The sequence below is a fragment of the Thalassospira sp. ABL2_045 genome, from assembly GCF_056161285.1.
This window is the reverse complement of sequence record NZ_JBSWYV010000016.1, coordinates 25217-51684: the sequence shown is the minus strand read 5'-3', so window position 1 is coordinate 51684 and position 26468 is coordinate 25217. Positions and strand designations below refer to the sequence as shown.

Annotated in this window: 21 protein-coding genes; 16 read left to right on the top strand and 5 right to left on the bottom strand. The window is 54.8% G+C overall.

What is annotated here, in order from left to right:
• The first annotated feature begins 126 nt into the window (after positions 1-126).
• The 7 genes from ispG (at position 127) to ACXAIA_RS18265 (ending at position 8895) form a co-directional block, all read left to right on the top strand.
• Positions 127-1251: a flavodoxin-dependent (E)-4-hydroxy-3-methylbut-2-enyl-diphosphate synthase gene (gene ispG / locus ACXAIA_RS18295; RefSeq protein ID WP_167724805.1), complete on the top strand. Its 1125-nt coding sequence runs from the start codon at positions 127-129 to the stop codon at positions 1249-1251.
• Between the two features lie 128 nt (positions 1252-1379).
• The gene (gene hisS / locus ACXAIA_RS18290; RefSeq protein ID WP_475350611.1) at positions 1380-2621 is read left to right on the top strand and encodes a histidine--tRNA ligase; all 1242 of its coding nucleotides are present in this window, start codon (positions 1380-1382) and stop codon (positions 2619-2621) included.
• Between the two features lie 7 nt (positions 2622-2628).
• Positions 2629-3975: a glutamyl-tRNA reductase gene (gene hemA / locus ACXAIA_RS18285; RefSeq protein WP_475350610.1), complete on the top strand. Its 1347-nt coding sequence runs from the start codon at positions 2629-2631 to the stop codon at positions 3973-3975.
• A complete protein-coding gene (prfA, locus tag ACXAIA_RS18280; protein ID WP_475350609.1) occupies positions 3972-5054 on the top strand; it encodes a peptide chain release factor 1 in 1083 nt (360 codons plus the stop codon). Before hemA ends, prfA begins: the two co-directional genes overlap by 4 nt.
• A 2-nt stretch (positions 5055-5056) precedes the next feature.
• Positions 5057-5959, top strand: coding sequence for a peptide chain release factor N(5)-glutamine methyltransferase (gene prmC, locus ACXAIA_RS18275; RefSeq protein ID WP_475350608.1), 903 nt, complete (start codon positions 5057-5059; stop codon positions 5957-5959).
• A 289-nt stretch (positions 5960-6248) separates the two neighbouring features.
• A complete protein-coding gene (locus ACXAIA_RS18270) occupies positions 6249-7016 on the top strand; it encodes a DUF4167 domain-containing protein (RefSeq protein ID WP_475350607.1) in 768 nt (255 codons plus the stop codon).
• Between the two features lie 283 nt (positions 7017-7299).
• Positions 7300-8895, top strand: coding sequence for a type IV secretory system conjugative DNA transfer family protein (locus ACXAIA_RS18265; RefSeq protein WP_475346753.1), 1596 nt, complete (start codon positions 7300-7302; stop codon positions 8893-8895).
• A gap of 2 nt (positions 8896-8897) precedes the next feature.
• Here the strand turns inward: ACXAIA_RS18265 and ACXAIA_RS18260 are convergent, their stop codons facing one another.
• Positions 8898-9662 (bottom strand): MOSC domain-containing protein, encoded by a 765-nt coding sequence (locus ACXAIA_RS18260; RefSeq protein ID WP_475350606.1) that lies wholly within the window; start codon positions 9660-9662, stop codon positions 8898-8900.
• Positions 9663-10049: 387 nt separating this feature from the next.
• On the opposite strand from ACXAIA_RS18260, the gene clpB reads away from it, so the two are divergent.
• Positions 10050-12641 carry an ATP-dependent chaperone ClpB gene (gene clpB, locus ACXAIA_RS18255; protein WP_475350605.1) on the top strand — a complete coding sequence of 864 codons (2592 nt, stop codon included), beginning with the start codon at positions 10050-10052 and terminating at the stop codon, positions 12639-12641.
• A 123-nt stretch (positions 12642-12764) separates the two neighbouring features.
• Positions 12765-13553: a DUF4197 domain-containing protein gene (locus ACXAIA_RS18250; RefSeq protein WP_475350604.1), complete on the top strand. Its 789-nt coding sequence runs from the start codon at positions 12765-12767 to the stop codon at positions 13551-13553.
• A gap of 11 nt (positions 13554-13564) precedes the next feature.
• Here the strand turns inward: ACXAIA_RS18250 and ACXAIA_RS18245 are convergent, their stop codons facing one another.
• Together ACXAIA_RS18245 and ACXAIA_RS18240 are read right to left on the bottom strand one after the other, a co-directional pair.
• Positions 13565-13987: an ATP-binding protein gene (locus tag ACXAIA_RS18245; protein WP_475350603.1), complete on the bottom strand. Its 423-nt coding sequence runs from the start codon at positions 13985-13987 to the stop codon at positions 13565-13567.
• An 11-nt stretch (positions 13988-13998) separates the two neighbouring features.
• Positions 13999-15846 carry an AMP-dependent synthetase/ligase gene (locus ACXAIA_RS18240; RefSeq protein ID WP_475350602.1) on the bottom strand — a complete coding sequence of 616 codons (1848 nt, stop codon included), beginning with the start codon at positions 15844-15846 and terminating at the stop codon, positions 13999-14001.
• Between the two features lie 473 nt (positions 15847-16319).
• Between ACXAIA_RS18240 and ACXAIA_RS18235 the strand changes: the two genes are divergently transcribed.
• Together ACXAIA_RS18235 and ACXAIA_RS18230 are read left to right on the top strand one after the other, a co-directional pair.
• Positions 16320-18095 (top strand): M3 family oligoendopeptidase, encoded by a 1776-nt coding sequence (locus tag ACXAIA_RS18235; RefSeq protein WP_475346748.1) that lies wholly within the window; start codon positions 16320-16322, stop codon positions 18093-18095.
• Position 18096: 1 nt separating this feature from the next.
• Positions 18097-19476 (top strand): ABC1 kinase family protein, encoded by a 1380-nt coding sequence (locus tag ACXAIA_RS18230; RefSeq protein ID WP_475350601.1) that lies wholly within the window; start codon positions 18097-18099, stop codon positions 19474-19476.
• 59 nt (positions 19477-19535) lie between these two features.
• On the opposite strand, the gene ACXAIA_RS18225 is transcribed toward ACXAIA_RS18230, so the two are convergent.
• Positions 19536-21227, bottom strand: a complete 1692-nt coding sequence (locus ACXAIA_RS18225) for a hypothetical protein (RefSeq protein WP_475350600.1) — start codon at positions 21225-21227, stop codon at positions 19536-19538.
• Between the two features lie 193 nt (positions 21228-21420).
• Between ACXAIA_RS18225 and ACXAIA_RS18220 the strand changes: the two genes are divergently transcribed.
• The 5 genes from ACXAIA_RS18220 to ACXAIA_RS18200 all read left to right on the top strand — a co-directional run bounded on the left by ACXAIA_RS18220 (position 21421) and on the right by ACXAIA_RS18200 (position 26019).
• Positions 21421-21573, top strand: a complete 153-nt coding sequence (locus tag ACXAIA_RS18220) for a hypothetical protein (protein ID WP_475350599.1) — start codon at positions 21421-21423, stop codon at positions 21571-21573.
• 738 nt (positions 21574-22311) lie between these two features.
• On the top strand, positions 22312-23475 hold the full coding sequence (locus tag ACXAIA_RS18215) for a Re/Si-specific NAD(P)(+) transhydrogenase subunit alpha (RefSeq protein ID WP_475350598.1): 1164 nt from the start codon (positions 22312-22314) through the stop codon (positions 23473-23475).
• Positions 23468-23899 carry an NAD(P) transhydrogenase subunit alpha part 2 gene (locus tag ACXAIA_RS18210; RefSeq protein WP_008891680.1) on the top strand — a complete coding sequence of 144 codons (432 nt, stop codon included), beginning with the start codon at positions 23468-23470 and terminating at the stop codon, positions 23897-23899. Before ACXAIA_RS18215 ends, ACXAIA_RS18210 begins: the two co-directional genes overlap by 8 nt.
• Positions 23900-23911: 12 nt before the next feature.
• Positions 23912-25309 (top strand): NAD(P)(+) transhydrogenase (Re/Si-specific) subunit beta, encoded by a 1398-nt coding sequence (locus ACXAIA_RS18205; protein ID WP_475350597.1) that lies wholly within the window; start codon positions 23912-23914, stop codon positions 25307-25309.
• A 122-nt stretch (positions 25310-25431) separates the two neighbouring features.
• Positions 25432-26019: a hypothetical protein gene (locus ACXAIA_RS18200; protein ID WP_475350596.1), complete on the top strand. Its 588-nt coding sequence runs from the start codon at positions 25432-25434 to the stop codon at positions 26017-26019.
• 129 nt (positions 26020-26148) lie between these two features.
• Here the strand turns inward: ACXAIA_RS18200 and rpsU are convergent, their stop codons facing one another.
• Positions 26149-26352, bottom strand: coding sequence for a 30S ribosomal protein S21 (gene rpsU, locus ACXAIA_RS18195; protein WP_008891676.1), 204 nt, complete (start codon positions 26350-26352; stop codon positions 26149-26151).
• Positions 26353-26468: the final 116 nt, after the last annotated feature.

Sequence of the window (26468 nt, the reverse complement as noted above, 5' to 3'; positions counted from 1 at the left end):
ACGGGTCGCCTTTTTTCGTGACAGCTATGCGAAATCTGGCGGAAAATCTGTTAGGCAACGGTTTCTAATCGGCGTTTGATAAGCTATATACTCCCCCAAGACATTTTGAACATTTTGGAACCGGAAATGAGCGTCCGCCCATATCGCGATATTGAACGCCGCCAAAGCCGCAAAATCCGTGTCGGTGATGTGGAAGTCGGCGGGGATGCACCGATCTCGGTGCAGTCGATGACCAACACCCTGACCACCGATGTGAACGCGACTGTTGCGCAGATCCATCGTCTGGAAGAAGCCGGTGCGGATATCGTTCGTGTGTCCTGCCCGGATCAGGAATCAACGGCGGCTCTGAAAGACATCATCAAGCAGGTGCATGTCCCGATCGTTGCCGATATCCATTTCCATTACAAACGCGCAATCGAGGCCGCCGAAGCCGGTGCCGCTTGCCTGCGCATCAACCCGGGCAATATCGGGTCGACCGACCGCGTCCGCGAAGTCGTCAAGGCGGCCAAGGATCATGGCTGTTCCATGCGGATTGGTGTCAATGCCGGCTCACTTGAAAAGGAACTTCTGGAACGCTACGGCGAGCCGTGCCCGGAAGCGATGGTCGAAAGTGCGCTGAACCATGCCAAGGTTCTTGAAGATCAGGACTTCCGCGAATTCAAGATTTCGGTCAAGGCATCGGACGTGTTCCTTGCGGTTGCGGCCTATTACGGCCTTGCAGAAGCCTGTGACTATCCGCTGCATCTTGGCATTACCGAGGCCGGTGGTCTTCGTGGTGGGACCGTAAAATCATCGATTGGTATGGGTAACCTGCTGTGGGCCGGGATTGGGGACACCCTTCGTGTGTCGCTCTCTGCCGACCCGGTCGAGGAAATCCATGTCGGTTTTGATATCCTGAAATCGCTTGGTCTTCGCACCCGTGGCGTTCAGATCATTTCCTGCCCGTCCTGTGCACGTCAGGGCTTTAACGTGGTTGAGACTGTGGCAGCCCTTGAAGAACGTCTGGCGCATATCTCCACCCCGATCTCGCTGTCGATTATTGGCTGTATCGTCAATGGTCCGGGCGAAGCGCGTGAAACCGATATCGGTCTGACCGGTGGCGGTGGCGGGAACCACAAGATGTATATTTCCGGCCGTCCGGATCACAATGTCAGCACGGAAAAGATGGTCGACCATATCGTCGAGCTGGTCGAAGAACGTGCGGCAAAGATCGAAGCCGAAGAAGCCGCCAAGAAAACCGCGGCGGAATAGCAAGGCAGAATTGACTACTTTTGGCTTTCCGCCACACCGGCGGAAAGCTATTTTCATGTTCGCATGTGTTTGCGCCCGTTGATGTTTTGCGCAAATATCAGGAATTCAAGTTAGATCGGAGACCCAAAGTGGCATCGCTTCAACCCGTCCGTGGCACGCACGACCTTCTGCCGGAACAGAACCGTCTGCAGGATTACATCGCGAATACCGCACGCGAAATCGGCGAGTTGTATGGCTACCATCGCATGACCACGCCGATCTTCGAATTTACCGAAGTCTTTGCCCGTACCCTTGGCGATACGTCCGATGTCGTGACCAAGGAAATGTACACTTTTGAGGATCGCGGTGGTGAACAGGTCACCCTGCGTCCCGAAGGGACGGCCGGTATTGCGCGTGCCTATATTTCAAACGGCATGCAGCAGATGTCGCCGGTCAAGGTCAGCTATTATGGCCCGATGTTCCGGTATGAACGCCCGCAAAAAGGCCGTCAGCGTCAGTTCCATCAGATTGGTGCTGAACTGCTTGGCGTTGAGCAGGTCGCAGGCGACATCGAGATGATCGGGTATGGCGCGCACATCCTAAAGGCACTTGGTCTTTGGGACAGCATCACGCTGGAACTCAACACCCTTGGCGATCCGGAAAGCCGTGCGGCCTATCGCGATGTGCTGGTGGATTACTTCAAAGGCCATTTTGACAAGCTGTCCGAAGACAGCCGGGCGCGTCTTGATAAGAACCCGCTGCGTATCCTTGATTCCAAGGATGAAGGCGATCGCGAACTGGTGGCCAATGCCCCGTTGTTTGCCGAGTACCTGAACGAACATTCCCAGGAATTCTTCAAGAACCTGACCGAAGGCCTTGGCGATATCGGCATCAATTACGAGCTGAACCCGCGTCTGGTGCGCGGGCTGGATTACTACTGCCATACTTGCTTTGAATTCACCACCAACACCCTTGGTGCACAGGGCACGGTGATGGCCGGTGGCCGTTATGACGGGCTGATTTCGACCATGGGTGGTCCGCAGACCGCCGGTGTTGGCTGGGCTGCCGGTGTTGAACGCCTGGCCCTGATGGTCGGCGAAGCGCCGGCCGGTGCCCGCCCGGTGGCCTTGATCCCGATGGGGGATGCTGCCGAAGCCAAATGCCGTTCACTTGCGCAGGTCTTGCGCGAAGATGGTGTCGCGGTCGAGCTTGGCTATTCCGGCAACATGAAAAAGCGCCTCAAGCGTGCGGACAAGGCCAATGCCAAACTGGCGGTGATTCTTGGGGATGATGAGCTTGCCAATGGTGTTGCCCAGCTGCGCGATCTTGATAGCGGCGAGCAGCAGGAAGTGGCGCTTGATCAATTGGCTGGCGTGATCGGCAAGAAGTGAGAATGGTGTGACGGACGGGATTTCGCATGAGGATGCCGGGGATTGGCCGCTCGATCGCCTGATGGTGATCGGCACCAATCATCGGCGCTCCAGCGAGGATACCCGCGACCGTCTGTTCATCGACGAAGGCCGATTGCCGCAATTCCTGGCGGCCATTGAGCAGGCCCGACTGGGGCAGGCGGTTGTCGTTTCGACCTGTAACCGCACCGAAATTCATCTTTTGGCGTCCGAGGCCGAACGTGGCCGCGAGCGTTTGATTGATCTGATGTCGCTTTGGGCTGATCTGGATCGTGATCAGCTGGCGAGCGAACTTTATATCCGATCCGGCCGCGATGCGTTGCGTCACATGTTTGCGGTTGCCGCGTCGCTCGACAGTCTGGTGATTGGCGAGCCGGAAGTCTTCGGTCAGGTCAAGGATGCCCATCGCATCGCGCGCAAGCATAACCTTGTCGGGCGCGAGTTGGAGCAGGTCTACCAGACCGCTTATGGCATCGCCAAAAAGGTCCGTAACCAGACCGGGATCGGTCAGGGCGCGGTTTCCATCGCGGCAGCAGCACAATCGGTTGCGCGCGACCTGCATGGTGACCTTGGCGATTGTACTTTGCTGGTGGCCGGTGCCGGTGACATGGGCGAGTTGATTGCAGCGTCGCTGGCCGAACGTGGCATTGGTCGCATTCTGGTGACTGACCGTCTGACAGCACGTGCGCGGCTCGTGGCACGCCGACTGGATTGCCACTGGTCAGAAATTGATGATCTTGATCGTCTGTTGGCCGAGGCGGACCTTGTTTTGACGGCCGGTGGATCGCGCCGCTACATGATCGACAAGGAACGCGCACTCGCATCGGTCAAGCGTCGCCGGTTCCGCCCGGTTCTGATGATTGATACGGCTGTGCCGGGCGATATTGATCCGCAGGTCGACGAGATCGATGAAGTGTTCTTCTACCGGATCGAGGATCTGGAAAAGATCGCAGCCGAAGGGCGTGGTGGACGCGAAGAAAAAGCCGATCAGGCCTGGGCCCTGATTGAGGCGGAGCTTGATGGCTTTGTGCGGGACCGTGCGCAGCGTGCCGCTGTACCGGCGATTGCCGATCTGCGCAAACGGTTCGAAGCCGTGCGTGCAGATGCGTTGAATGAAAGTCACGGGGACGCAGAAAAGGCGACCCGGCTTTTGGTCAATCGGCTTTTGCATGCGCCGACGCAGGCATTGAAGGATTTGGCGACGACAACAGACGGTGCTGGCACCGTGGAATGGGTCAAGGCCCAGAAATTGTTGGCGCGTCTGTTTGAACTTGAAGACAAGCCGCTTGGGATCGATAAGGCGCCCGGCGACCCTGAACAGGAGAATAAAGAGTGAGTTTGGACCTTGGGAAGCTCGAAGGTGTTACGCGCCGGTTCGACGAACTCAATGCGCTTCTTTCAAGCGGGGAGCTTGATGGTGACGGCTTTTCCAAGTTGTCGCGCGAACATGCCGAACTGGCCCCGGTGGTCGAGGCGATTGAGGCTTATAAAAAGCTTCTAGGCGATCTGGAAGATGCCGAGGAAATCCTGGCCGATCCGGAAGGTGATCGCGACATGCGCGAAATGGCCGAGGCCGAGAAATACGACATTCAGGAAAAGCTGCCCGAGGCAGAGCGTCAGATGAAGCTGATGCTGATCCCCAAGGATAGTGCAGACACCAAAAACGCCATTCTTGAAATTCGTGCCGGGACCGGTGGCGAAGAGGCCGCCCTGTTTGCTGCTGATCTGTATCGGATGTATCAGCGCTATGCCGAGGGGCGCGGCTGGAAATTCGAACAGATGGATGCCAGCGAAAACGATCTTGGCGGTTTCAAGGAAGTGATCGTCAATGTGTCGGGTACAGATGTCTTTGCGCGCCTGAAATTTGAAAGTGGCGTGCACCGCGTTCAGCGTGTCCCGGTGACCGAAGGGGGCGGACGTATTCATACGTCTGCTGCGACCGTCGCCGTGCTGCCTGAGGCCGAGGATGTCGATATCAAGATCGACCCCAAGGATCTGCGTATTGATACCTATCGCTCCCAAGGGGCGGGTGGTCAGCACGTCAACACCACCGATAGTGCGGTGCGTATTACCCATATCCCGACCGGTGTTGTCGCGGCCAGCCAGGAAGCCAAGTCGCAGCACAAGAACAAAGAAAAAGCGATGAAGATGCTGATGTCGCGTCTTTATGATCAGGAACGCGAAAGCAAGGACAGCGAGCGCGCCGCAGATCGCAAATCGCAGGTCGGGTCCGGCGACCGATCGGAACGCATTCGCACCTATAACTTCCCGCAAGGGCGCGTATCGGATCATCGCATCAATCTGACCCTTTATCGCTTGGATGACTTCATTGCCGGTGGTCCGGCCGTCGATGAAGTGATTGATGCCCTGATCGCCGAGGAGCAGGCCCAAAAGCTTGCCGAAATTGAAAGCTGATCATGTCTTCTGACACGTCTCGAACCCTTGGTGCCCTGATGGCCGAGGCCGTCGCCGCCCTGAGCGATGCGGGGATTGAAAATGCGCGGATGGATGCGCGCATTTTGCTGGCGCGGGCCGCAGGTGTTGATGGCGGTCGCATCAGTGCCTGGCCCGAAGATGTCGTGGCCCCAGACAAGGCAGCTAAATTCCGCGACATGATCGCGCGCCGCATCGGGCATGAACCTGTCGGGCGTATCCTTGGCGAGCGTGATTTTTGGCGCCATACCTTCAAGCTGTCGCCCGAAACGCTGGAGCCGCGGCCTGATAGCGAAACGCTGGTCGAATGGGCGATTGATTTCCTTGAAGATGCTGATGCGCCACGGATTGTTGATTTCGGCACCGGTACCGGATGCTTGTTGCTATCTGCGATTGGCGATTTGCCCGGTGCGACGGGTGTCGGGCTTGATCTGAGCGAAGGTGCTGTGGCGTGCGCGCGTGAAAATGCCCGGCTTCTGGAGCTTGAAGACCAAGTCGAGTTTCGGGTTTCGGATTGGGATAGTGCACTGAGTGACGCAGATCGTGCCGAAGGATTTGATCTTGTGATGTCCAATCCGCCCTATATCGCGGCGGACGAGATGAGCACCCTGTCGCCAGAAGTGCAAAAATTTGATCCGCGTCTTGCCCTGACCGATGAGGGTGATGGGCTTGCGGCCTATCGTGCCTTGTCGAACGTGGCATTTGATCTGGCAAAGCCCGGCGGATTTGTCATTTTCGAGATCGGTCGCGGTCAGGAGAGGGATGTCGGGCAGTTGTTGATCGAAGCCGGTTTTGTCGGGGTGGAATACCGTGAAGATTTGGGCGGTATTGTTCGCTGCGTTGCGGCAAAGAAAACTCGTTGTTCGGTTGGACGCTGCGTAATCTGATAAATCCACGCCTGTGATGTAAAAAAAGCATCGGTGAGTGAAAAAAACAGTTGGAATACGCCGCCAAGCCATATAGGTTGAATTGAACGGGCCGGGTGCCCGACGCGCTTATGAAAGCGCCGTGTTCCCCTGTAAACAGTCAACAATCTCCGTTCCTTTCAAGGTTCCCGGCAGGTTTGTATTAATGCCGAGTTCGGCGCTGTTTAGCGGGAAATATGTTTTTCAGACGGAGTGGTTCCGGGGCCGATGATGCCGCCGGATTGTCCTTCAACACCAAAGTCATGTTGATATGAGAAATAACAATAAACGTCCGCGCGGACGGCAACAGTCGAATAAACGTCCAGTAAATCCAAAATTCCAGAATTTTGACAGCAATGGGCCGGACGGCCGTGTACGCGGCAATGCCCAGCAGGTCTATGAAAAGTATGTTTCGCTGGCAAAGGACGCGACTGACGATCCTGTTCTGGCAGAAAACTACTACCAGCATGCTGAACACTATCATCGTATCCTTCAGGCTGCCCAGGAATGGGAAAACCAGCGCCGTGAGGAACGTGGTGAAAACAATCGTCAGCGCAACAACCGTGGCCGTGACGATCGCAACGACGCCCAGTCAAACCAGAATGACGACCAGCAGGGTGACACCAACGAAAACGCCGAAAATGCGTCGAACAATGGTGACGACAACACCCCGGTAGAGGCAGACAAAAATGCTGCTGAAACGTCTGAGGGTGATGGCGGCAAGCCAAAGCGCACCCCGCGTGCCCGTCGTTCGGACGGACGTGGTCCGGGCCGTGGTCGCCCGCGCAAATCCGATGACGCCAATGCCAGTGCAGATGAAAACGCACCGGCAGACACATCTGGTGATGACGCATCGGCAAATGCCGACAGCGCTGAGCAGGGTGAAGACGGTGAAAAGAAAACCCGCCGGGCAGCAAGTGGTACGGCGCGTACGCGCGGCCGTCACCCGACAGCCCGTCGTGGTCGCAGCCGTGCAGCGGGCCGAGATGACGAAGAAGGTGCCACTTCTGATGAGGGATCCGAGCCGGTTTCGGCTTGATCTGACCAGAAGCGGTCTTTCAACATGACAAACACCCTTGCAAGTCAACGCTTGCAGGGGTGTTGTCGTTTGGACGCACACGCCAAATGCAAACATACCCCCAAAGATGCAGTGCTTTAAGGTATGCGAAACTGTATAAGCATATAATCGAATATCCCGTGCAACCGTCGATTAACGTTCGCGCGGGTTCTGGGACAAATCACATATAAAACCGTGAAGCCAAGACCGGCATCAAACAACCGGCATCCTTTCACGGTACAGGCGCATTCTCGGGGAGTGTTAGATGGGGACTGGTTTATTTCGGGTCGTCATGGTTTTGCTATGGGCTCTTGGCGGTATGGTTATCGCCCTTGGGCTGTTTAACGGTGACTACGAGTTGGCCCTTCTGGGGGCTGTCTGTTTCATCGTCCCGATGTTCATCCCGCTGGTTGTCATCGTACTAAACCGCCTGAAACCGTCGTCCTCTTCGAAATCAAAGAAACCCAAACTCGGGGCCAAGGGATCGCGGATGAAGGCCGACGGGGAGTGGGCCAGTGTCGAGGACCTCAATGCGCGTAAATTGCTGGAAAACAATCCGGCATTTGTTCTGGGGCGCTTCGGCGATGACAAGCGCCTGATCGGTGCCAATGGTCTGAAACGCGTTTTGACCTTTGCCACCAAGCCCGAGGAATATTACCGCGCCTCGGCCGAGCCGAACGCCCTTTTGCATACGGGAAACCTGTTTGTTTATGAGCGCCATGGCAGCATTTTTCGCGCCATTCACGACCGAAGGACCAAGCTTGGTCAAAGGCTGATCGTTCTTGATCCGCACAAGCAGACCGGGGTGGAAACAGAACAGTTCAACCCGTTTGATTTTATCCGCCAGCAGGGGGAAGGCCTGATTACTGATACCGGCTTTATTGCCGACACGCTTCTTGCCCCGATGTTCGTCAAGGAGCTTGATGAACAGGAAGTCCGTACGGCGCGGACCCTGCTTCAGGGGTTTATTGTTTTTACGATCCAGCGCAGTGCGAAGGAAGATCGCAACCTTGGTGAAGTGCGCCGTAACCTGATCATGCCGTCCCATCGGTTCTACAAGATTCTTGAAGAAATGATGAGCATCGAGTCCGCCGATGGCCGCATCTCCGAAGTTGCGCTGAACATCCTTGATATGACCGAAGATCAGCGCATGAAGATCATCGAGGCCTGCCGGGCAGCCACCGAAGAATTCGACAATCCGCAAATCTCGCGACTGGTCAGCAAAAGCAGCTTTACGCTCGAAGATATTACCAGCGGTCCTGTGTCGATCTTTGTGATTGGTCAGCTTGGCGGCGAAAACCCGGAAGTTCAGCCATCCTTTAGCCGCGTGATGCTGTCTGGCATGATGAACCTGATCAATCAGCGGGGATGGAAATCGGGCGATCCGGAATTTCTTGTTCTGCTAGACGGCATTGAAAGTGTTGGCCGCATGCCGTTGTTCGAGCGCCTTCTGGGTGGTGGGTATGGCGACGGCATGGTGGTCTGGCCGGGCTTTACCGGCGTCAGTGGCCTGATGGATGTTTGTTTGAACTGGGAAAACGTCGTTGGCCGTGTTGATGCCATTTCGGTCCTGAGTCAGGAAGGTGCGTTCAACCTGGATTGGGTGTCGGGTCTGACGGCAATGTCGAAATTTGATGATACGGGTGGCGGCAAGGATACCAGCCGACCGGTCCATCTGCGATCACAGGACAATCAGCCGATCCTGAAATCGGCTGAGGTGGCCCGCTTTCCGAAGGAAGAACAAATCCTGTTTCGCAAGGGATGCCCACCCATTCGTGCGCACCGTATCGACTGGTATCACGATGAAATGTTCAAGGGCATGGCTGTCCACGCCCCGACATTCAATTCCGGCAATGACTGATCTTACGCAAGGGCCAGTTCATCACCCGGCGTGATCGTGCCATCGTCAAGGGCCTCAAGGTAAACACCCATATAAAGGTGGTTTACACCCTTGCGCAGCATCAGTGGAACGTTGATATCGGCAACTGCGGTATCGGGATTAACACTGGTCGCCTTGCAACGGGTGATCGGGTGAACCACACGGAACGAGATATCATTGATCTTGACGATCTTGTCTTCGTTCCATTCCAGCTCTTTCCAGGGTTCCAGTCCGTCAACCAGCAGGTTGCCACGAAACCGCATCGGATCAATTTCGCTTTGAACGATGCGGGTGCCAAAATCACGGATTGATGCCAGGTTCAGCAACGATATGAACGGTTCCTTCATGTCGCCGAAATGGGTATCGGGCACGGAATAGATTTTTGGCGTGCCGGCAATCTCGTTCTTTAAAAACGCCTTGAGGAAATCCTCGACCACGGTGCGGCCCATGGACTCGTCAAGCTTGCCCTTGCAGATGGCGCGCCCGTTTCGAAGGATCGTCAGCGTGCTGGTGGCGTCATCATAGTCGGTGCCGATTTCGGCGAGCTTGGGGGTATTCACCAGCTGCAGGAAATTGCTTTTACGGGCCCATTCATGCACGCCTTCCTGCCCGACCGAGGACTGGGTGGCAATCACAAAGCGGCGGTCATCGGTAATCATCTGATGGGCAGTGATCTTTGCTTCTTTAAGATCAACACCGCGCATTCCCTTGACCGGGTATCGTTTGATAGCTTTGAGCTCGATCGTCATGATTTGTGTTCCTGTATGGCGCTTTGGCATGCCTGAAAGAGTGGGGCGAATGGCATGTCTGTTTTTATCTGTCCGGGCGACGTTAGAACGTTGTTTTGCCAAGGGCAACCTTTGATACGCTCGCCACTGTCACCATCGACAACGCGCGCGATTCAGCGGTCTTGCCTGCTATCTGGAATAATGCCAGAAAGTTGTGTTGCGGTGCACAAATAATTCTTGCAACTTTTGTAGGGGGATATGGTTGCAAACGCGCTAGACTGAGACATATCAATGTTGTCGCTGTCGAAAAAATCTATAATTTTAAAATTCGGTAATGACACCAATGTCGTGGACGCTTCCAAGAAGGCCCACATCGTCTGAATACTGTTGGCTCAAGGAGTGACAGGAATGGAATTTGAAAACTTCACGGATCGGTCAAAAGGCTTTCTGCAGTCGGCGCAATCGCTTGCGCTGCGTGAAAACCATCAGCAATTTGTCCCGATCCATCTGCTTAAGGTGCTGCTTGATGACGAAGAAGGTCTGGCAGCCAATCTGATCAAGGCATCCGGCGGCAAGCCGAAGGTTGCCCAGGAACGTTGCGCGCAGGAACTGGCAAAACTGCCAAAGGTTTCTGGTGGCAATGGACAGATTTATCTTTCATCCGAATTTGCCCGTCTGATCGATCAGGCACAGGAAGTCGCCAAGAAGGCCGGTGACAGCTTTGTCACGGCGGAACGGCTGCTTCTGACCATTGCACTTGATCCGAAATCAACTGCGGGCAAGGTGCTGACCGATGCCGGTGTCACCGCACAAGGTCTGAACGGTGCTATCAATGACATCCGCAAGGGCCGCACGGCCGATAGTGCGGGTGCTGAAAACCAGTATGACGCGCTTAAAAAATATGCCCGCGACCTGACCGAGGCCGCGCGCGAAGGCAAACTCGATCCGGTCATTGGCCGTGACGAGGAAATCCGTCGTGCGGTGCAGGTTCTCTCACGCCGGACCAAGAACAACCCGGTCATGATCGGCGAACCCGGTGTGGGTAAAACCGCGATTGCCGAAGGTCTGGCATTGCGGATCGTCAAGGGTGACGTGCCCGAAACGCTCAAGGACAAGAAACTTCTGTCGCTTGACCTTGGGGCGTTGATTGCCGGCGCGAAATTCCGGGGTGAATTTGAAGAACGCCTGAAAGCGGTTCTGAGCGAAATTGAATCAGAAGCCGGTCAGGTCATCCTGTTCATCGACGAGCTGCACACGCTTGTCGGTGCCGGTAAGGCCGAAGGGTCGATGGATGCATCGAACCTTCTGAAACCGGCTTTGGCGCGCGGTGAACTGCACTGCGTTGGTGCGACGACTTTGGATGAATACCGTCAGCATATCGAAAAGGACGCGGCGCTTGCCCGTCGTTTCCAGCCGGTATTCGTCAATGAGCCGTCGGTGACTGACACGGTTTCGATCCTGCGCGGGATCAAGGACAAATACGAACTCCATCACGGGGTGCGTATTGCCGACGCTGCGCTGGTGGCGGCCGCAACCCTTTCGAACCGTTACATCACGGACCGGTTCCTGCCCGATAAGGCGATCGATTTGATGGATGAGGCGTCCTCGCGCTTGCGTATGGAGCTTGATTCCAAACCGGAAGAAATCGACGAACTTGACCGCCGCATCATCCAGCTCAAGATCGAGCGTGAAGCGCTCAAGAAAGAGCAGGATAGTGCATCAAAGGATCGCCTTGGCCGTCTGGACAAGGAGCTGGCCGAGCTTGAAGGCAAATCCGCCGAGTTGACCGCGAAATGGGAAGCCCAGAAGAAAGAACTGGCAGCTTCGACCCATATCAAGGAGCAGCTTGATCAGGCGCGTGGTGAACTTGAACGTGCGATGCGTGATGGCAAGCTTGATCGTGCCGGACAGCTTCAATACGAAGAAATCCCGGCTCTGATGACGCTGCTTGAAAAGGCGGAAAACGATCCGTCGCGTGGCATCAAGGAAGAAGCGGTTACCGAAAAGCACATCGCGTCTGTCGTGTCGCGCTGGACCGGTATCCCGGTCGACAAGATGCTTGAGGGCGAGCGTGAAAAACTTCTGGAAATGGAAGACACGCTGCGCAAACGGGTTGTCGGTCAGGATGACGCAGTACGGTCGATCTCGAACGCGGTACGCCGTGCGCGGGCAGGCCTGCAGGATCCAAACCGACCGATTGGTTCGTTCCTGTTCCTTGGCCCCACGGGTGTTGGTAAAACCGAGCTGACCAAGGCGCTGGCGCAGTTCCTGTTTGATGATGAACAAGCCATGGTCCGGATTGATATGTCCGAATTCATGGAAAAGCATGCGGTGGCGCGTCTGATCGGTGCACCTCCGGGCTATGTCGGCTATGAGGAAGGCGGTTCGCTGACCGAAGCGGTGCGTCGTCGTCCCTATCAGGTTGTCCTGTTTGACGAGGTCGAAAAAGCACATCCCGATGTGTTCAACGTCTTGCTGCAGGTTCTTGATGAAGGGCGTCTGACCGATGGCCAGGGCCGGGTTGTCGACTTCCGCAATACGCTGATCATTCTGACCTCGAACCTGGGTGGGGAAATCCTTGCCAATCAGGAACCGGGTCATGACAGCGGCGAAGTCCGCGCCCAGGTCATGGAAATCGTGCGGGCATCGTTCCGTCCGGAATTCCTTAACCGTCTGGATGAAACCATCCTGTTCCATCGTTTGCATCGCGATCAGATGGGCAAGATCGTCGATATCCAGCTTGGTCGCCTCGAAAAGCTTCTGTTTGATCGCAAGATCAATCTCAAGCTTGATGACGGTGCCAAGGATTGGTTGGCCGAAAAAGGCTATGACCCGATCTATGGTGCCCGTCCGCTCAAACGCGTAATCCAGCGTTATCTGCAGAACCCGCTGGCGATGCAGATCCTCGAAGGCGGGATCAGCGATGGCGATACGGTTCCGGTCTCGGCCGAGGGTAAAGACCTTCTGCTGAATGGCAAAAAGGTCGAGGTCATTGACTAAGGCCGCTTGATGTCCCACATGCAAAACCCCGGTTGATGAACCGGGGTTTTGTCTTTTTCAGGCCATGATTGTTTTTCAGTATACTGGCGATAGAACGCCTTAACCAAAACGGCAGGACCGCGCATGCTCAACCGCAATTCAAATCATCTTTTCAAGGCCGGTGCTGTTGCACTTGTGCTCGGTTATCTGGTGGCACCTGCGCATGCCCAATCCTTTTTTGACAAGGCCAAGGATGCCTTGGGCGATGCAATGAATTCATCGGGGTCGGGAAGTACATCGGGCGGCGGTTCCGGGATATCGGCCCTGTCATCGGACACGGTGGAGCAGGGGCTTAAACAGGCGCTTGATATTGGGGTGGAGCTGGTCACCGATCAACTTGGTGCTATGGATGGTTTTAACGCCGATCCGGTGGCGCATATCCCACTGCCAGACAAGGTTCAGGCGGCGCAGAAACTGATGAATGCAGCAGGTCTTGGCAGTTACGCCGATGAAATCGAATTGCGGATGAACCGGGCAGCCGAACAGACCATGCAGGATGCCAGCGATATTCTGGTTAATGCTGTGCGTCAGATGACGCTGGCCGATGCCAAGGGCATCTTGCAGGGCCCCGATGACGCCGCGACCGAATATCTGCGCCGTGTTTCGGGCACGGATATCGAGGGCCGATTGCGCCCGATGATCACGGATGCCCTTTCAGATACCGGAGCGTTGTCGCTTTATGATCAGATGGTTGGTCAATATGACCAGTTGCCGTTTGTGCCCGATCTCAAGGCATCGCTGACCGATCACGCAACCGACAAGGCGATGGATGGCCTGTTCCATTACATCGCACTTCAGGAAGCCGATATTCGAAGCGATCCGACCCGTTGGACGACCGATATCCTCAAACAGGTCTTTTCAGCGGCGAACTAGCGGCAAGCTGCTTAGCGGTATTTTTCCGGCAGCGGTTCCCAGCGATCGCGCATATCGGCAAGGGTGTCGTCAGGCACCATATGGATGCTGCCAAAGCGACCATGGCATTCGACAATCTGTAGCAAAATGTCGTGCTTGTCGGCCATGTCGATATAGGCCTTCATTTCCCAGAAACGGGTGAATGTGTTGGAGACAACAACGTCATACCCCTCTGACAGGGCGTTGTGGCATTCTGCCTCGCACCTTGCGTGGGTTTGCGACAGGCGGGTGCCGTCAAACTCGTAAAACCCTTCATGGTCGACCATGAACATGTCCGCTTCGAGATGGACCGCACCGGTGGCCTGGCACAGATTTTTGGCGAGTGTTGATTTACCCGATCCGGGAAGACCCCGGACCAGGGTAAGCGTTTGTTTGATTTCTTTGGGGCGCGTCATCGTCTTTATGGTCAGTCTTTGGGCTTTTCTTGGGCGCTTTTGCTGCCGCCGCGCTTGCGCTGATAAAGGCCGTCAAGCTGCTTGCCATAGGCTTCGCGGATCTTGTGGCGGCGGATCTTCATCGACGGGGTCAGCATTTCGTTATCAATGGTAAAGGGCGCTTCGGCAAACATGAAGCTGCGGACCTTTTCAATCGTCGACAGGCGCTGATTGACATGGTCAATGGCCGTACGGATGGTTTTGCGGAAGTCATCATTCTTGGCGAGTTCTTCGATGGAATTCGAAATGCCATTCTCGCGGGCGAATTCGCGCATGAAGTCTTCTTCCGGCCACAGGACAGCAACCAGATAAGGTTTGTCGTCACCATAGACCATCGCCTGGGAAATCTCGGTTTCAAGCGTCATCAGGCCTTCGATCCGCTGCGGCGAGATATTGTCACCGCCGGAATTGACGATGATGTCCTTCTTGCGATCCGTGATCATCAGGCTGCCCTGTTCATCGAACTTGCCGATATCACCGGTATGCAGCCAGCCATCAATGATGGTCGCTGCGGTGACGTCGGGCAGGTTCCAGTAGCCCTTCATCATGCTTTCACCGCTAAGCAGGATCTCGCCGTCCTCGGCAATCTTGACCTCAGCACCCACCATCGGCGGGCCAACGGTGCGCAGCTTGTTGTTTTCTGCACGGTTGCATGAAACCACCGGTGCAAATTCGGTTTGACCGTAACCCTGAAGAATGCGAATGCCGCACGAGACGAACAGAACGCCCAGTTCGTAATTCAGCGGACCACCACCCGAGACCATCGCCTTGATCCGGCCGCCAAAGCGTTGGCGCAACTTGCGACGCAGCAACAGTTCGCAGGCAAGGTTCTGAAGCTTTTCGATCGGGCCAAGTCGTTCGCCTTCGTAATTCTTGCGGCCCAGACGCAGTGTCAGGTCAAACAGCTTTTGCTTCAGACCGCCTTCCTTTTCGACCATGCGGCTCATGCGCTGATACAGCATTTCATAAAGGCGCGGCACAGCGGTCATGATGGTCGGTTTGACTTCGGCCAGGTTGGCGGCCAGCTTATCAAGCCCCTCGGCGTAATAGATCTGGGCATCAATACTGATCGGGAAATAAAGGCCCGCAGTATGTTCATAGGAATGCGACAGCGGCAGGAAGGACAGGAAGATTTCCTTGTCGATGCCAAGGGTTTCGATGATGTCAAACGCGCCCATGCAGTTTGAAATGATCGCCCCGTGGCTGAGCATGACACCCTTGGGGGAGCCGCCTGTGCCAGATGTGTAAATCAGGCAGGCAAGGTCATCGCGATTGATCTTGGAAATCCAGTCATCGACGTCATGGCTCAGACCGCGCCCCTTGGCGATCAGGTCATCCCAGCGCGAAATGGTGATGTCACCGACAAAGCTTTGTCCCCATTCTTCCATCATGATCGCATGGCGGCAGCGCCCGCTATCAAGGGCGGCATGCAGGAAGGGCTGGGCAAGTTTCTTGGTCGAGATGATGGCAATCGCCGCACCACTGTCTTCGATCGCGTGCAGATGATCGCGCTCGGTATTGGTGGTGTAGGCCGGGACGGTCATGGCGCCAACGCACATGATGGCAAGATCGGCAATGCCCCATTCGGTGCGGTTTTCCGAAACCAGCAGAACCCGGTCGCCGGGGCGGACCCCTATGTCATAAAGGGCGCGCGCAAGGGCGCGGACGTGATCGGCGGCTTCCTGCCAGCTGGTCGGGACAAATTCCTTGCCCTCTGAATCCTTGGTCCAAAGAAACGGCGTGTCGCCATGTTTCTTGGCCTTTTCAAAAAACATGGTCGGCAAGTTTTGCCAATTGGCATAATCCTGCAAACTTGTCATGACGTTTCCTTGCCTCACTCTTGGTTCCCGCGAACGGGCAATCTTTGCGCTGCCCTGATGGTAACGCTGTCATTTCCTTTTTCCTTATACCCGCGCGGATGTGCTGCAGATCGGAATAAACGAACGTTCCACGATGAATTTGTTATCAGGGATTGCACAATTGCGCAGCCTGAAAATGACATTTTAAAGACCGAATTGTCGCCCATGTCACACAAACGCGGTCCCGGAAACCTTGTTCCGGTCAAAAGCCCGGTAAAATGCGGTTTGTTTGGGGTTGGATGCGGCTTTGCTGTTGTCCATGGCACAGGGAACGATATGATCGACCCAGCAATTTGAAACCGTATCTGTAAACTGGTCTGGTGATATGGCTTTGACGGGCTATATATCGGATCCGGACGATTAAAAAAGCAAAGGCACATCCCTTTGCTGTGCGGATCGGACGCACGCGGCCAACGAGACTGTCTGGAGGACAAATGAACGCGATCAACAAGAATTTGCCGACCTGGGATCTGACCGATCTCTATAATGATCTGAAAGACCCGAATATCCGGCGCGATCTTGATGATGCCAAAAGCCGCTCTCAGGCATTCCAGCAAAGCTATCAGGGCAAACTTAATGACCTGTCCGGTGATGAACTGGCAGCTGCCATTGCCGAATATGAGGCGATCAGCGAAATCTGCGGCAAGATCGGATCGTTTGCGCAGCTGAAATATGCCGGTGACAGCTCGGACGCGGCCATTGGTCAGTTCTATCAGTTCGTTCAGGAAGAAATGACCGGCATTTCCAGCCTGTCGCTGTTCTTTGGTCTTGAAATCAACCGTATCGAAGATGCGTCGCTTGATGCGAAGTATGAACAAAGCGAAGCGCTGCGTCGTTATCGCCCGTGGCTTGATGAAAACCGTGCCTTCCGCCCGCATCAGCTTTCCGACGAGGTCGAGCAGGTCCTGCATGAGCGCCGCGTTGCCGGATCGGCCGCATGGGTGCGTCTGTTTGATCAGACCATGGCGGAGCTCCGCTTCCCGATTGATGGCGAAGACCTGACCATGTCAGATGCCGCCAACATGCTGTCCTCGAACAAGGTTGACGACCGCAAAAAGGCCGCCAAATCCATCGGCGACGTTCTGGGCAAGAACATCAAGCTTCTGGCGCACATCACCAATACCCTTGCCAAGGACAAGGAAATTGATGATCGCCTGCGCAAGTTCGCAACCCCGGTATCGTCGCGCAACCTGTCCAACCAGGTCGAGGACGAAGTTGTCGATGCGCTTAATACCGCTGTCAAAGACAGCCATGCTGATCTGTCGCACCGCTATTATCGCCTGAAAGCGAAATGGTTTGGTGTTGATCAGCTTGATTACTGGGATCGTAATGCGCCGCTGCCCGATGATGATGATCGTCAGATCGATTGGGATACCGCGCGTTCGACCGTGCTTAAGGCTTACGGCGAGTTTTCCCCGGAACTGGCCGAGGTCGGCCAGAAATTCTTCGATAATCCGTGGATCGATGTGCCACCGCGTGCGGGCAAGTCATCGGGCGCCTTTGCCCATCCGACCGTGCCGTCCGCCCATCCGTACTTGCTTTTGAACTATCACGGCAAGACGCGCGATGTGATGACGCTTGCCCATGAGCTGGGCCATGGCGTGCATCAGGTGCTGGCCGGTGAGCAGGGCTACTTCCTGTCTGATACGCCACTTACACTTGCGGAAACCGCATCGGTGTTCGGCGAAATGCTGACCTTCCAGTCGATGCTGCGTGCGGAAACCGATCCGAAGATGAAGCGCATCATGCTGGCCGGCAAGGTTGAGGATATGCTCAACACCGTCGTGCGTCAGATCGCGTTCTTCGAGTTCGAAAAACGCGTGCATGACAAGCGCCGCGAAGGTGAATTGACCGTTGATGAGATCTGCGACATCTGGTTGGCCGTACAGCATGAAAGTCTGGGCGATGCCATCCGCTATGAAGACGAATACAAGTACTACTGGTCTTATATTCCGCACTTCATCCATTCGCCGTTCTATGTCTATGCTTATGCCTTTGGCGATTGCCTGGTGAACTCGCTGTATGATGTTTATCAGGGCGCTGAAGACGGCTTCCAGCAGAAGTATCTTGATATGCTGAAAGCTGGCGGCACCAAACGGCACAAGGAACTTCTGGCACCGTTCGGACTTGATGCATCGGACCCGGCCTTCTGGCAGCGGGGCCTTAATATGATCAAGCGCATGATCGACGAGCTGGAGGAGCTTTCCTGAGATGAGTGATGACGACGATGATTATACCGCCGCAAACGAGGAAAACAGGTTTGGCGGGCGGGTTCGTCGTTATGCACGGGTGGGTGCCTCGGCCAGCAAGCTGGCCGCGCGCCTTGCCACGGGAAAAATGTTCGGCGGCGAGGTTGATCACGCCAAATACGCCGCCGAACTGACCTCGGCCCTGGGCGGGCTTAAGGGCCCGCTCATGAAGGTCGCCCAGATCCTATCCACCATCCCCGATGCCCTGCCCAAGGAATATACCCAGGCCCTGGCGGAGCTTCAGGCCGACGCGCCCAGCATGGGCTGGCTGTTTGTCAAGCGTCGTATGCGCAGCGAACTCGGCGCGGGATGGCAATCGAAATTCACCGAATTCAGCCACGATGCGGTGGCCGCCGCATCACTCGGTCAGGTGCATAAGGCAACCTTGCCGGATGGCCAGGATGTGGCCTGTAAGCTGCAATATCCCGATATGTCGGCAACGGTTGAGGCCGATCTCAAGCAGCTGCGCGCGGCCTTTGCGATCTATAAGCGCTATGACAGCGCGATTGATGCCCAAAACATTCAGGAAGAACTGACGGCGCGTCTGCGTGAAGAGCTTGATTATGAGCGCGAAGCCAAACATATGCGCCTGTATCGCCACATGCTGGCCGATGAGGATTGCGTGCATGTGCCCGAACCGGTTGATGATTTGACCACCAGCCGGCTTCTGACCATGACCTGGCAAAAGGGGCAGAAGTTCAAACACTTCCTTGAAAGTGACCCCGATCAGGACGCGCGCAATCAGGTCGCACTTAATATGTTCCGTGCCTGGTATGTGCCGTTTTATCGCTATGGCGTGATCCATGGCGATCCGCATCTGGGCAACTACACCCTGCGTGATGACCGGTCGGTCAATCTTCTGGATTTCGGCTGTATCCGCATTTTCAAACCCGACTTCGTTCAGGCGGTGATCACGCTTTATGAAGCGCTCCGCGACGAGGACGAGGAAAAGGCGGTTTCGGCCTATGAAAGTTGGGGCTTTGAAAATCCGTCACGTGAACTGATTGATGTGCTCAACATTTGGGCCAGTTTTGTGTATGGCCCGATCCTGGATGACCGGGAACGCAAGATGGGTGAAACCAATTCGGTCGCCTATGGGGCCGAGGTGGCTGGCAAGGTGCATCAGGAACTGCGGCGTGTCGGGGGTGTCAAGCCGCCGCGCGAGTTTGTTCTGGTTGATCGTGCGGCTGTCGGACTGGGGGCGGTGTTCCTGCGTCTGGATGCACAGGTGAACTGGTATCGCTTGTTTAATGATCTTGTCGGGGATTTTGATGTGGCAAAGCTCGAAGCCCGCCAGAAAGCCGCCCTTGATCAGGTCGGGCTGGAGCGACCGCAGGATTAACTGAAAATAGTAACAGCCCCGAGGTTTTCACATCAGGGCTGTCATCTGGATCAATTGGATCAGTGATCCGGAGCTTTCGGTAGGTCAGGGCTTATGCCATCAAAAATGTGACTTATGCCTAACCCATCAGATGCGCTGGAAGAATAATGACACCCGAAGCAACTTGTTTTCTGCTGGAAGGTTTCCATCGTGGTGTTCGCCAAAATGGTTGAGCCGGTGTTCTTGCCGTAATTTCCATTTATTGGGATGCTGCCATCACTCGTCCAGATGGCCCCGCTCAGGAAGTAATATTGTCTCGGGTCTTTGGCATTGTTTGTGTTTACCAAGGCCCGAACGTCGTTGTTGAGCGAGATGATCTGGGTGTTTTGCGAAATGGCATCCATATCCGATTTGCTTTGTACATTGCCCCAGGGATGTAGACGCGTCACATTTGATGCTTGGATCGAGGTTCCACTGGTTGGGTTAAGGACGATATCGGTTTTCTGAACGCAGCCTTTAGCCATGGTCTTTTTATCGCAGCTGAGGGCGGGTTCTAGCACCGAATCTGAGATCGTGCCGTTAGAGAACGTCCATTTGCTATCTTTCTGTGGTCCTGTGACCTCAACCACCTTTTTGCTTGAATCTGTATAATAATAGACAGAGTTTGGCGCATTGTCCTCATGCTCAATGGTGGCCCAGATCATTTCCGGATGATCTTCAACAGAGCCGACAACATGCATGCCGACCATGGCCAATTCCTTTGTCTCCGATCCTGTTCTGACCCATCGCTTCGGGTTGGATTTGTCATAGACCGGGATTTCTTGGTTCTGGACAATGTACTTATGAAGTTTGTCTGCAGGCAGTGTCGCCGTATCAACCCAAGACGTTTTGACCTCTGCTGCCAGTGAGAGGTAATCCACTGCTGGTTCGATCTCAGGAATTGTGAGGGAGATTTCCTTGGTTTTTGAGTTGTCCAATATGTTTTTGAAGGCTTTCGGACAAAGGGCATGTTCAATGAAGTCGGGCACAGAACCACGCTCAATAAGGTGTTTTTCCTTTGCAAAATGAATGGTTTCGCATGCCTCATCTGCTGTTGTCGGGAACTGCCCAGCATCGAAAACTTGTGATAGTGTTTCTTTATAACGTTTCAGGAAATAGCCATAAAGTCGGTTGGTGTGAACGGCATAATAGGTCAATGATGGTGTTTCGCCTTGTGTCAACAAGACGCCACTCTTTTCACCGGCTTGGCCGACGCTATCATCGTCATCATCGGTCTTTTTCGTACGCAGGCTGACGGCCATGTTCGGTGAAGTAACACCCGAACCCTGTGCCAGAAGTTGCGTATGATCGGCCGACAAGCGATAGAAAAATTCGCTGTTAAAGACATAAGGCAGACCGACAGGGAATTTCGGATCGTGTGTTTGGATTGTCTTATCGTTAATCGTGGAGGTCAGCCAAAGGAACATCTGCGCGCCCCACTTGTAGAAATCGCAGTGATCAGTGGTGTCCTTGGAGAACTCGGGTCCGTTTGTTGGAAAGACATACACCATGCCACTAGAGGCGTCATAAACGGGGCCAAGTTTACCGGGTAGCTTGAACAACTCTAAATCTAGCTTGGTCCAATCTTCATTGAACTCCGACGCCGACAAAGAGCATTTTGATTTGTCCACATTTGTCGGGAAGTATGTCTGAGCGGTTGCTGGCAGCGTTGCAGTTGTTACAACAGCCATTGCTGACAGGGCTGCTGTAAGCAGGCCGAGTTTCATGCGCATTGTTTTGTCCCCATTCCTACCTGTTAAAGAATGTCCGTACTGGAAGTCACGTCTAACTTTAGGGCGATCTAAACTAACACGCACAAGACGAAAATTAACCTATGATTGCGTATAGGTTTAGTGGTTCTACCTATATTAAAGGTTTGGCGTCCGAGGTGGCGTATGGATTTGGAGGGGTGTCGGACTTAGCGCGGTGTTCCTGCGTCTGGATGCGCAGGTGAACTGGTATCGCTTGTTCAATGATCTTGTCGGGGACTTTGATGTGTCAAAGCTTGAAGCCCGTCAGAAAACCGCCCTTGATCAGATCGGGTTGGAGCGCCCCGACGCGCAGTTGGGGTTTAAGTGATCGAAGCGAGTCGAGTTTTCAATGCGGAGTCCGTGCGCCGTTTGGTGCAAATGTCGGGCTGAAAAACCGAAATTGGCACGCTTAACCTGAAACAATTCTGAAAAAATCAGCAATCATGTCGCGAACCTTTTTGGGGTTGGCGCGTTACGTGTTGGTTGATCAAAGGGGATTAAATGCAGACTCCAGCGTTTGTTTGTAAGATAATATTCACTTACAACGTGGGGTAAAAAGAGGGGAAACTGCGGAAAATCAATGATCTGGTGTGTGACAGGTGGGATAAGGACCTGTTCCATAGTGGAAATTAAGCGTGCGAATATCCGCACATTGATGATTTTTCAGATAATTAACCAATTTAAAGTTAAAGTGTTTTTTTGTCGTTTTTTCGGATTGTGGTTGTCGGTGAGAAATCGCATCTTGCTTTCAACGCAGACATGCAGGGCGTCATTGATTGTTTGTCCTGAGCACCAATGGCGGGTGGGACCTGACATGTCAGCAAGGATTTATGCCTTGTAATGCGTGGTGGGAAAGTGGGCGGTTTCTTCTGCGATTGCTGAAGAACCGCCTTTTTCTTTTTCGGGCCGCTTTCGGTTTAGGTGTGTTGGTCCGAAGAATTGAATTGGACAAGGGTTGCCAGTGATCGGTCGATCAAGGAGCGCGAAACGACGTTCTGGAACCGGTTGCTTTGAATGAACACGGATTGTCAAACTGACCAATCAACAGGGAAGGAGGTCAAACGCGATGAAACTGGCCGTTCCAAAGGAAATATGGCCCGGGGAAAAGCGCGTTGCCGTCACACCAGAGACCGTGAAAAAGCTCAAGGCTCTCGGGTTTGACGTTGCAATTGAGGCTGGTGCCGGAACTGACGCCGCCATACCGGATGATCGCTTTGTCGATGCCGGTGCAACCATTGCCAAAACAATGAAAACCACCGTGAAGGATGCCGATGTCATCTTCAAGGTGCGCCCACCTGTCATTGAAGGCAAAACCAACGAATTAACCGCCTATAAAAAGGGGGCCGCAGTCGTGGCCCTGCTTGAGCCGTTCGATCGCAAGGAGCTGATCGAGGCCATGGCAAAGGCCGGTATTGATGGCTATTCCATGGAGCTGATGCCGCGTATTTCGCGTGCGCAGTCGATGGATGTGCTGTCCTCTCAATCCAACCTTGCGGGCTATCGCGCGGTGCTTGATGCCGCCCATGAATTTGGCCGCATCTATCCGATGATGATGACGGCTGCGGGTACCTTGCCGCCGGCACGTGTTGTTGTCGTCGGCGCCGGTGTTGCCGGCCTGCAGGCGATTGCAACCGCCAAGCGCCTCGGTGCCGTTGTGTCGGCATTTGATGTGCGCCCGGCGGTGAAAGAACAGGTTCAGTCGCTTGGCGGGACGTTTATTGAAGTCGAAGACGACGATGCCTCTGATGCGGAAACATCAGGCGGCTATGCCAAGGAAATGTCGGACGACTACAAGAAAAAGCAGGCCGAAAAGCTCAAAGAGGTCCTGACCAAAACCGACATCGTCATTACCACGGCCCTTATTCCGGGCCGTCCGGCACCAGAAATCGTAACCAGCGATATGGTGGCTGGCATGAAGCCGGGATCGGTGATCATTGATTTGGCCGCTGAACGCGGTGGCAACGTTGCCGGTGTGAAACTTGGTGAAACGGTGATGACCGATAATGGTGTGAAGCTGATCGGTCCGGAAAACATCACCAGTTCCGTCGCAACCGATGCGACGGCGATGTATGCCAAGAACCTTTTGAACTTCATCACCCTTTCTGTTGATGCGGAAAAAGGCGCACTCGCGTTTGATGGCGAAGACCAGATCATTGCCGAGACGCGCCTGACCCATGATGGAAAGGTCGTTCATCCGAAATTCGGCGGGGAGGAGGTCGCAAATGGCTGATCAATCCGTAGCCCAGAATGCAAATGAACTCCGCGATGCCGCGCTTGGCCTTGCGGAGAAGGCAGCAAAGCTTGCCGATAGCCTGGCAAGTGGCGCATCTGATGCCGCTGGCACGGCCGCGGTCGCGGTTCAGGGATCAGGCGTCAGCCCGACGGTTCTTGGTCTGACTGTTTTCGTCCTGGCCTGCTTTGTTGGCTATTACGTCGTGTGGAAAGTTACCCCGGCTCTTCATTCACCCTTGATGGCTGTGACTAACGCCATCTCGTCGGTGATTATCGTCGGTGCGCTTCTGGCAGCAGGCCCGGTGGAGATGAACTTCTCCAAGATGATGGGCTTCATTGCGGTGGTGTTGGCATCCGTCAACATTTTCGGCGGCTTTATCGTCGCCCAGCGCATGCTGCATATGTTCAAGAAAAAGAAGTAGGGGGAACACACAATGTCGGAAAACCTGTCGGCTTTCCTGTATCTGGTGGCCTCGGTCTGCTTCATTCTTTCGTTGCGCGGACTTTCGTCACCTGAATCGGCCCGTACCGGGAACATCCTTGGCATGGTGGGTATGGCAATCGCCATCTTTACCACGCTGGCTTCCCCGGCTGTGCTGTCATACACAACCATTATCGTCGGTATCCTTATCGGCGGTGCCATCGGTACGGTCATCGCGCTTAAAATCCAGATGACAGCACTGCCACAACTTGTTGCGGCCTTCCACTCGCTGGTGGGCTTGGCGGCGGTCTTTGTCGCCGGGGCAGCGCTTTATTCGCCGGGTGCCTATGGCATCGGAACGGCGGGCAATATCGGTGCCGCCAGCCTGATTGAAATGGGGCTGGGCGTGGCGATTGGTGCGATTACCTTTACCGGTTCGCTAATCGCGTTCGGTAAATTGCAAGGCATCGTTTCGGGCACGCCTGTCCGGTTCAAGGGGCAGCATATGCTCAACCTTGCCATCGGGATTGGCATCGTTGTCTTTGGCATCATTCTGGTGGTGACCGAAAGCCATACGGCCTTCTGGATCCTGGTCGCGCTTGCACTTGTTCTGGGCATTACGCTGATCATTCCGATTGGCGGGGCAGACATGCCGGTCGTTGTCTCCATGCTGAACTCGTACTCGGGTTGGGCGGCATGTGGCATCGGCTTTACCCTGCAAAACAACGCCCTGATCATTACCGGTGCGCTTGTTGGTGCCTCGGGGGCGATCCTGTCCTACATCATGTGCAAGGGCATGAACCGCTCGATCTTCAATGTCATCTTTGGTGGCTTTGGCGCCGAGGGCGAAGCAGCCGCCGGTCCGGGCGGCGATGGTGATCGCTCGGTCAAATCCGGATCGGCTGATGATGCGTCCTTCATCATGAAGAACGCATCAAGCGTCATCATCGTTCCGGGCTACGGCATGGCCGTGGCACAGGCCCAGCATGCGCTGCGTGAAATGGCCGACATCCTTAAAGCTGAGGGTGTCAATGTCCGTTACGCCATCCATCCGGTGGCCGGACGTATGCCAGGCCATATGAACGTGCTTCTGGCCGAGGCCAGCGTGCCTTATGACGACGTGCTGGAAATGGAAGAAATCAACCGTGATTTCGGATCGGCTGACGTGGCCTTCGTGATTGGTGCCAATGACATCACCAACCCGGCTGCCAAAACCGACCCGGCCAGCCCGATCTTCGGCATGCCGATCCTTGAAGTCGAAAAGGCCAAAACGGTCCTGTTCGTCAAACGCGGCATGTCAGCCGGTTACGCAGGCATCCAGAACGAACTGTTCTTCAAGGACAACACCATGATGCTGTTCGGCGATGCCAAAAAGATGTGCGAAGAAATCGTCATGCATCTTGATAACTGATCAAACCATCCGGTTTGAAGCGACAAAAGGCGACTCCGATGGAGCCGCCTTTTTTTCGGCGCTACAGCGCCTTATAGTTCTGTCACGCTTCTTCACCCTGCAGGTCTGGTTCGGAAGGTCGCATGTTTCGGTTGGTAAGGGTTTCTCTGCTTTTGGTGGTCGTGCTGTCTGTGGCGCTGGTGGCGTCCATGGGGCTGACGATCCTGACCTATGTCCGGCTGACGGCCGAGAAGCCGATTGCCAAGATGTATTTCGAGCCGCTGGGCGAGGATGTGTTTGAAGCCCATCTGGCGGCGGGTGCCGGCGGCGATGTTGGCATCTTTGAGATTTATGGTGATCAGTGGCGGATTGATGCGGAGTTCATCAAGCTCAAACCCTGGGCCAATGTGATGGGCATGGATGCGCGCTACAAGCTGGTGCGCTTTGAGGGCCGCTATCGTGATATCGATGATGAAAACACAAGGCCTAAGATGGCCTATGAACTGGGGCAGGGCGATGCGCTTGATCTGGTGAACTATCTGGCGGAATGGAACTTCCTGGTAGATGCCGAGTATGGCAGTTCGACCTTTACCGAGATCAGGCAAGATACGCTGTATACCGTTTATCGCACCCAGTCTGGCATCATTGTGCGGTCTGAGCCGATGCCTGATCCGATTGGCTATGAGCCGACGATGCTTGATGACATCAAGGCTTGGGTGTCGGGGAACTGAGTTCACAACAGTCCAGAAAAACCAAACCCGCCCGGATTGCTCCGAGGCGGGTTTGGCGCACGGGTCCGAATTTAGCGAGCTAAATTCGATCGTACAGTCACGTTCGAGATACCCCGAAAGTGAAAAAGACTAGAAGCCTTCGCGCTCGATGCGCTTACGCTCCAGCTTGCGGGCACGACGGATTGCTTCCGCCCCTTCGCGAGCTTTCTTCTCCGACGGCTTTTCAAAGTGGCGACGGAGTTTCATCTCACGGAAAATGCCCTCGCGCTGCATCTTTTTCTTAAGCGCTTTCAGAGCCTGATCGACATTGTTGTCGCGAACGATTACCTGCACGGAAACCACGCTCCTTTCAAAAAAACAAAAACACCCGGAGTGCGGAATGCCCTCCGGTTGGTTGTACGATCATGATGACCGTGGGCTGTATATAGTGCAAAGCGGCCAAAAAGAAA